The sequence below is a fragment of the Streptomyces sp. OfavH-34-F genome, assembly GCF_022347745.1.
In the GTDB taxonomy this organism is placed as follows: Bacteria; Actinomycetota; Actinomycetes; order Streptomycetales; family Streptomycetaceae; genus Streptomyces.
Map to the genome: position 1 here is coordinate 23,900 of NZ_JAKRGC010000043.1, position 7,078 is coordinate 30,977.

Genomic DNA, 7,078 nt, shown 5'->3' on the forward strand with positions numbered 1-7,078 from the left:
GCGGATCAACCGGCCGCCGGCTGCTCGTCGGCGGCCACTCGCATCAGTGCCGAACGGTCGATCTTCCCATTTGCATTCAAAGGGAACGAAGCCATTCGTCCGATGTGACGGGGGATCATTTCGCGTGGAAGAATTTCAGCCAGTTCCTCACGCAACGTGGCGAGGTTCGCTTCGGATCCCGTGACATACGCGTGCAGCGTTCCCTCGACCAGGAACGTGACTGCTTCGTCGACGCCTTCGCACCGCCGCAGCACATGGTCGACCTCGCGCAGTTCCACTCGCACACCATTGATGTTGACCTGGTGGTCCAAGCGGCCCAGATAGGCTAGTTGTCCGTCAGGAAGCGTGCGGACCACGTCGCCGGTCCGGTACCACCGTTCGCCCGCGTAGTTCAGAAATCTTCCCTGGTCGTCGTCAGGGTCCAGATAGCCGGCGATCATCTGAGGGCCTGTCACACACAGCTCTCCTGTGCCGACTGCCTCTTGGCCCTCCTGGTGCAGGTGCAGCCGCAGTCCCGGGTGGGCGTGGCCGATGGGCACGACACCGTTCAGGCAGAATCCAGGCGATGTCACCGGATCCCAGCGGTGAAGCGTGCAGGAGATGGTCAGCTCGGTGGGCCCGTAGAGGTTGTACACGGTCGAACGGTCGGCCGCCGCCTGCCACGATGCCGCGTCCTCACCCATGAGGGCCTCACCGCAGAAGAGACTGTGCCGCAAGGTCGGCATCGCGCCGGCAGCCAGTGCTCCCGCCCTGCGCAACAGGGGCACCACGCTGGGAGCGGAGAACCACACGGTGATCCGATGCTTGGACAGGAACCTCGGCAGCCGGGCATAGGCACCTGGGGGGACGGTGACGAGCGTCGCCCCATGGCTCCAGGCCACGAACATGTCGAACACCGCGAGGTCGAAGGTCAGGTGGAATGTCTGGGAGAAGACGTCGTCCGCGCCGAAGTCGAAGTGGTCGTGGATGGACCTCAAGTAGTGCGCCACGTTGGTGTGCGACACCGGGACACCCTTGGGCACGCCCGTCGATCCGGAGGTGAACATGAGGTAGGCGGGGTCCTCGGGACGGACGGGGACCGGCCGCGTCAGCGGTTCGCCGAGCTGCCCTTCGATGACCGTGACCCCGTCGAGGGCCGTGTCGAGCCCGGGGAGGCAGGCCGCTCCCGCGCTGTCCACCACGAGGACGGTCACTCCAGCCGCTTCGATCATGGCGCGGGTGCGTTCGGCGGGGTAGTCAGGGTTCAGTGGGACTGCGGTGGCACCCGCGTAGAGGGCTGCGAGGAAACCCGCGTAGCCGCGCTCCCCTCGGCGGGCGAGCACTCCGACCCGCGTGACGCCGGGGGCGTGGGAGAGAAGCGTGCCTGCCAACGTCCTGGCCGCAAGGTCGAGTTCGCGATAGGTGTGACTCAGGCCCGCCGTCCTCAACGCCATGCCGTCGGGTGAGACATCAAGGCCCCGGAGGAACCAGTCGAGGAGGCTGGGGGAGCCGTCCGGAGAGGTCATCGGGCCGCTCCAGAGCTCGGGTCGTGGCGTGCCGGCAGGTCCGCGCCGTCGTGCAGTTCCACACTGGCGGGTTCGGTGCGGCACGGAACGAAGGCCATGGCCGCCAGTGCGCCGTCGGGATCGGCGGCAAGAACCAGCGCAGGTCCGGCCTCGCCGTCCGGTTGCCCCGGACGGCCGCGGTCCATGAGGGAACTCAACTGGAGGGCGCTGTGAGCGCCGTAGCAGTCCCCCAGAGTTTCGTGGTGAGAAGCGGGCTCAGTGCCGAACAGGGCGGTGAGCGCTGTGTGCTGGGCCGTGTCCACCGCCTGATGTCCGGTTGCCCTGATGAGGACCGTCCGCACGTCGTGCGGCTCCAGGCCCGCGCGGCGCAGGGCGGTCCCGGCGACGGTGGTGAACGAGGCGGGCTGTTCGGGATCGACGGCCCGCACCACGACGCCGCCCGTGGTGCCCAGGGCTCTGCGGCCTGCCGCGGCCGCGATCTCCGGACGTTCCATGATGAACATGGCTGCGCCTTCTCCATGGGGGCTGGTCTGCCGGGCGGTGCGCGCCCACCAGGCGGCAGGAACGCTCAGTTCCTCCGCGGCGCCCACCAGCACTGTGTCCGTGTGCCCGCTCCGCAGGGTCATTTCCGCGTGCCGGAATGCCTGCAGGCTGGCCAGGGGTCCACCGGCGACGGTGGAGTTGGCGCCCCGCAGCCCGGTGCGGATGGCAAGGGCGCCGGCTGTGGTGTTGAGCACCGACTGGGGAAAGTACGCGGCCTTCACCAGGTAGGGTCGCTCGCGATCGAAGGAGTCCGTGCCGTAGGTGACGATGCCCTCGATGCTGCCCACGGTTGTGCCTACGGCGATGCCGATGCGGTCACGGCCGGATTCGGTGACGGTGAGACCGGCATCAGCCATGGCCGTTTCGCAAGCGTGCATCGCCATCAGGGTGCCGCGGTCGTTGTAACGCACGGCCTTGCGGCCGAGCAGCGCCTGCGGGTCGAAACCAGACACTTGATGCAGGAGGCCGTCAGGCACCGGGCCGGTCCCGAGACCGCTGGGCGGGGCGGCCGGACCGGGGTGCAGCGCACCCACTCCGGTGATCACCATGCCGTTCATCAGAGCCTCCCCAGCATCGTGATGGCGTTGTTGCCGCCGAAGGCGAACCCGTTGTTCTGTGCGATCCGCACGTCCTTCTCGACCCCTGTGCCCGGCACCGGGTCTATTCCGCCGAGTTCCGGGTCAGGCGTGCGATGGTGCGCGGTGGGCGGCAGGAAGCCCTCGTGGATGCTCAACGCACAGGCGACTGCGCCGAATCCACTGGCCGCGCCCATGGCATGGCCCAGCATGGACTTGATCGAACTCATGGGCGGCGGCGTGTCCCCGAAGACCGCGCGGACTGCCTGGCTCTCGACCAGATCATTGGTCCTGGTCCCGGTGCCGTGCGCACAGATGTAGTCGACGTCGGCCGCGTCGACACCCGCTCGGGCGTGCGCGGTACGCATGCAGCGCGCGATGCTGTCGGCGTCGGGAGCGACCGGGTGGGACGCGTCGCAGCTCATGCCGTAGCCCAGCAGTTCCGCGTAGACACGGGCCCCACGGGCCCGCGCGGAATCCAGCGTCTCCAGGACGAGCGCGACGCCGCCCTCCGCCGGCAGCATGCCGTCGCGGTGCAGGTCGAAGGGACGGCACTGCTGCGCGGCAAGGGCTCCAAGCCGGTGGAAGCCGGCGTGGGTGAATCGGGTGACCGAGTCTGCACCGCCGGCGACGACGACCTCGGCCTCCCCCGCCGTCAGCAGATCGTAGGCGTAGCCCAGGGCGTAGTTTCCGGCGGAACAGGCCGTGCCCAAGGTGAGGGCCTCGCCCGTGGCACCGATCTCCTGAGCGGCGGCCAGGGCCAGTCGGGACGCGGGAAGCTGTGCCGCCATGGCCGTGTCAGCGGGTCCGTATCCACCGGTGTGCCACTGCTCGATCATGTCGACCATGACGCGCAGTTCCCCTGACGTGGTGCCCATGACGATGGCCGTCCCGTCTCCCGGGGACCGTATCCCCGCGTCCTCGACCGCGAGGCGGGCGGCCGAGGCTGCGAAGAGGGCGGAACGGCCCCAGGCCCCGGGATCCAGGCGCAGCAGGAGGTCTTCAGGACGGAAGTCCTTGACCTCGCCGCCATTGGTGTACTCGAAGCCCGTCGTGTCGAAACTGGTGACGGGGCCGGTGCCTGAGCTGCCTTCCCGAAGCGACTTGCCGAAGGCGGTGATGCCGGTCCCGATGGTGGACACCGGCCCCATGCCGGTGATGACGACGCGTGGTGACATCGTTCACCAGCCCGCGTTCCGGGCGACGATCTCGTACGTCGCCTTGAGGTCGGTCATCTCCACGATCTCGTCCTCGCGGATGGAGACGCCGTAGCGCCGCTCCAGGTGGGTCAGCAGTTCGATCGCGAGCAGGGAGTCGGCGTCCAGGTCGTCGACGAAGGACGTCGCGGTCTCGACCTCGGCCGGTTCGGCCGAGAAAAGGTCGGCGACGATGTCGCGGATCTCGGCGGTGCGCTTCGCCGCGAGGTCGGTGAGTGCATCGGGCATGCTGGTGCTCCTTGGGTTCGCTGAAGGTGTGGTGGGGGTACCGTGCCAGGGCGTCGCCCGGCGGTCAGACGGTCAGGCCGCCGTCGACGCGCAGCACCGCCCCGGTGATATAGGAGGCGCGGTCCGATACCAGGAAGGAGACCGCGTCGGCGACCTGGGCCGGCTTGCCGAATCCGCCGAGCGCCACGGCGGCCTCCGCCTGTTTCCTGACCCGCGGGGACAGGTCGGCAACCATGTCGGACTCGATGTAGCCGGGGGCCACGACGTTGGCCCGTACCCCATAACGGCCGGCCTCCTTGGCGAGACTGCCGCACAGGCCGTGCAGTCCGGCCTTGGAGGCCGCGTAGTTGGCCTGGCCGGCGGTGCCGCCGAGGCCGGCCACGGAGGAGATCAGGACCAGCGCGCCCGTCCGCCGCCGGAACATGCCCATCAGCACGGACCGGCTCAGGTGGAACGCGCCGTCGAGGTTGGTGCGGACGACGTCGGACCAGTCGGCGTCGGACATCAGCGCGGCTGCCCGGTCACGATGGATGCCGGCGCAGGAGACCGCGGCGCTCACCGGGCCCAGCCGCTCCTCGGCCCGTTCGGTGAACTGCCGTACGGCGTCGGGATCGGCCACGTCCACGACCTGGTGGACCGTCCTGCGGCCCGCGGCCTCGACGAGGGAGGCGGTCTGCGCCGCGGCATCGTGGTCGCCCCGGTAGCAGAAGGCGACGTCGAAACCGTCGTGGGCGAGCCGTACGGCGATCGCGCGGCCGATCCCCCGCGAGCCTCCGGTGACCAGCGCTGTCCGCCGGGCGCCGATGGGCTGTTCAGTCATGTGTTCTCCTCCGGTTGTGCAGGGGACCGCAGGCCCCGTGGGCCACGGCGACGCATACCGCCAGGCCGTCCTGATGGCTCAGCGACAGCACGATGTCGGTGACGCCCTGTCGTTCGGCGAGGCGCTGCGCCCGTCCGTGCAGGCGGGCACCCGGCGCGCCAAGGCTGTCTCGGGTGATCTCGATGTCTCTCCAGCCGAGGTCCTGGCCCAGCCCGTGCCCCAGGGCCTTGGCAACGGCCTCCTTGGCACAGAAGCGGCCGGCCAGGTGCTCGGTCCTGCGTGCCTCACCAAGGGTGTCGGCGTAGGCGAGTTCGGCGGGCCCGAAGACCATCCGCCGGCCGCGAGGGTGGCGGGCGATCCTTTCGAAGCGGGGGATCGACATCAGATCCAGCCCCACGCTCACCGGGGCGATCGCGGGGCGGCCGGTGCCCCGGAGGGCCGTCCAGGCGCCTGCGAGGCGTTTCGAGAGGTTCATCTCGTCCCTCCCCGTGCCGGGACCGTGCCGGCCTCGGCGCGGTAGACCAGCCGCCAGGCCACGGGCCAGGAGAGCAGGGCGCCGATGGCCGCGCCCAGCGCCAGGACAGCGTAGAGGCCGTCGGTGGATTCGACGTGCCGGGCGGCCCACGCGCCGATTCCGAGCACGCAGCCGAAGTGCGCGGTGTTCATGCAGATGGCGATGGGCCCGTGGCCGGTCTGCTCCATGACCCCCAGTGCCACGAGGGCGAGGCCCGTGCAGCCGAAGGTGGGGCCCACCAAGGTCATGAACCGCACGGCCTCTTCGGTGGTGCCCCCTTCCAGTGGCAGAGCGCCGATGGCGGCGGGGCCCGCCGCCGCGAGGACGACGGTGAGGAGCGCGTAGCCGACGCCGACCAGCGCGGCGCCGCGGCGGATCACCGCTCTGGCGTGTTCGGGGTGTCCGGCCGCCCTGAGCTGGTTGACCAGGATGGCGACGGACGAGGCATAGCTCATGGCGGGGACGATGAAGACCGCCTGCACCGTGTAGGCGAGGGAGAAGCCCGCCACCGCGGACTGGCCGAAGGGCGCGACCACCCGCAGGAGGACGAACTCCACGACGAAGAGCAGCGCGACGGACGCGGCGACCGGCACGCCGATGGCCGTGACCGGGCGCAGGACGCCCCGCTCGCGGCGTGCGAGGTCCCGGAGGCGGAAGGGCCCGTCCCGCCGCAGCAGTGCCGGTGCCAACGCGGTCTCCACCGCCCCGCCGAGCGCGAGCGACCAGGGAAGGGCGAGGACGGACGCGTACGGCCCCTGAGTGAGGACGGCCAGGCAGGTCAGTGTGACGGCCGCGGATGCCGTGGTCAGCAGGAGGCTGCGACCGGTCGCTCCCGTCCCGCGCAGCGCCGCGGCGCCGAGCTCACCGGTCATGCCCAGGGGGCTGACGAGCGCCATGAGCGCGAGGAAGCCGGTGAAGGCCTGACGCTGGGCGTCGGGGACCGTCAGGAGAGCGGCCAGCGGGCCGGCACCGGCCACGACGGCGACGCCGAGGGCGAGGTAGACGAGCAGTCCGACGCGGGCGACGGAACCGAGTAGCGCGGGAACCGCTTCGGGTTGCCCGGCGCCGGTCCGGCGCGCCGTGAGCACCTGGAGCGTGATGCCCATGCACATGTTCACGGCGAGGAAGAGGAAGGCGACGGGCACGTACACGGCGCGCAGATAGAGCGCGGAGCCGCCCAGCGAGCCGAGGACCGCCACCACCAGGAACTGGGTGGCCTGGGTGATGAGGCTGCCGGCGACGAGGGGGGCGGCGAAGCGGGCGATCGCGCGGGCGCCGGGGGCATCCGGCGGGGCTTCCTGTGCCACGCTCATCGTTCGCCTCCGGCCGGCCGGGGCCCGTCCCCCGGGGTCGGCTCCACCAGGAGCCATGGGGCGTCGGCCGTCTCCGCCGCGTCGCACACCAGCAGGGGTCCGCGCGCCGTGTCCCCCTCCGCCGCGAGCAGGGCGAGCACTTGCGTCCAGCCGCCCGCGGGGCCGTGCGCGTCGATCCGCCGGACCGGGACGCGGGCCGGTGCGGCGCCCCGCCCGAAGGTCAGGCGCCACGGTCCGGGCCCCCGGACGACCCGGACGGCGACGACGACCCAGGCGGGCAGGGCGGAGGCGAAGCCGTACTCGGAGTGGTCGGCGATCAGCACTGTGGCCCTGGCCCCGGGGGCGAGGGGGCGGGCGAGCAGG

The 7,078-nt window shown here is 71.0% G+C and carries 8 protein-coding genes; all 8 read right to left on the reverse strand.

The window, feature by feature from the left end:
• Window positions 1-5 precede the first annotated feature (5 nt).
• Window positions 6-1,505, reverse strand: a complete 1,500-nt coding sequence (locus MHW47_RS10080; RefSeq protein WP_239222327.1) for an amino acid adenylation domain-containing protein — start codon at window positions 1,503-1,505, stop codon at window positions 6-8.
• Window positions 1,502-2,605: a beta-ketoacyl synthase N-terminal-like domain-containing protein gene (locus tag MHW47_RS10085; RefSeq protein ID WP_239222328.1), complete on the reverse strand. Its 1,104-nt coding sequence runs from the start codon at window positions 2,603-2,605 to the stop codon at window positions 1,502-1,504. The genes MHW47_RS10080 and MHW47_RS10085 overlap by 4 nt, the downstream gene beginning before the upstream one ends.
• Entirely contained in the window at window positions 2,605-3,801 is a 1,197-nt protein-coding gene (locus MHW47_RS10090; RefSeq protein WP_239222329.1) for a beta-ketoacyl synthase, read from the reverse strand. The genes MHW47_RS10085 and MHW47_RS10090 overlap by 1 nt, the downstream gene beginning before the upstream one ends.
• A gap of 3 nt (window positions 3,802-3,804) precedes the next feature.
• A complete protein-coding gene (locus MHW47_RS10095; protein ID WP_239222330.1) occupies window positions 3,805-4,068 on the reverse strand; it encodes an acyl carrier protein in 264 nt (87 codons plus the stop codon).
• 64 nt (window positions 4,069-4,132) lie between these two features.
• Complete coding sequence (gene fabG / locus MHW47_RS10100; protein WP_239222331.1) at window positions 4,133-4,888, reverse strand: 3-oxoacyl-ACP reductase FabG; 756 nt, start codon at window positions 4,886-4,888, stop codon at window positions 4,133-4,135.
• The gene (gene acpS / locus MHW47_RS10105) at window positions 4,881-5,363 is read right to left on the reverse strand and encodes a holo-ACP synthase (protein WP_239222332.1); all 483 of its coding nucleotides are present in this window, start codon (window positions 5,361-5,363) and stop codon (window positions 4,881-4,883) included. The genes fabG and acpS overlap by 8 nt, the downstream gene beginning before the upstream one ends.
• Complete coding sequence (locus tag MHW47_RS10110; RefSeq protein ID WP_239222333.1) at window positions 5,360-6,715, reverse strand: MATE family efflux transporter; 1,356 nt, start codon at window positions 6,713-6,715, stop codon at window positions 5,360-5,362. The genes acpS and MHW47_RS10110 overlap by 4 nt, the downstream gene beginning before the upstream one ends.
• Window positions 6,712-7,078: hypothetical protein (locus MHW47_RS10115; RefSeq protein ID WP_239222334.1), on the reverse strand; the 367-nt coding region annotated here is incomplete at its 5' end. The genes MHW47_RS10115 and MHW47_RS10110, both read right to left, overlap by 4 nt.

Excerpts from the sequence above, each read along its gene's own strand:
- fabG (WP_239222331.1), bottom strand. The coding sequence starts at position 4,888 with ATGACTGAACAGCCCATCGGCGCCCGGCGGACAGCGCTGGTCACCGGA.
- MHW47_RS10080 (WP_239222327.1), bottom strand. The coding sequence starts at position 1,505 with ATGACCTCTCCGGACGGCTCCCCCAGCCTCCTCGACTGGTTCCTCCGG.
- acpS (WP_239222332.1), bottom strand. The coding sequence starts at position 5,363 with ATGAACCTCTCGAAACGCCTCGCAGGCGCCTGGACGGCCCTCCGGGGC.
- MHW47_RS10090 (WP_239222329.1), bottom strand. The coding sequence starts at position 3,801 with ATGTCACCACGCGTCGTCATCACCGGCATGGGGCCGGTGTCCACCATC.
- MHW47_RS10085 (WP_239222328.1), bottom strand. The coding sequence starts at position 2,605 with ATGAACGGCATGGTGATCACCGGAGTGGGTGCGCTGCACCCCGGTCCG.
- MHW47_RS10110 (WP_239222333.1), bottom strand. The coding sequence starts at position 6,715 with ATGAGCGTGGCACAGGAAGCCCCGCCGGATGCCCCCGGCGCCCGCGCG.
- MHW47_RS10095 (WP_239222330.1), bottom strand. The coding sequence starts at position 4,068 with ATGCCCGATGCACTCACCGACCTCGCGGCGAAGCGCACCGCCGAGATC.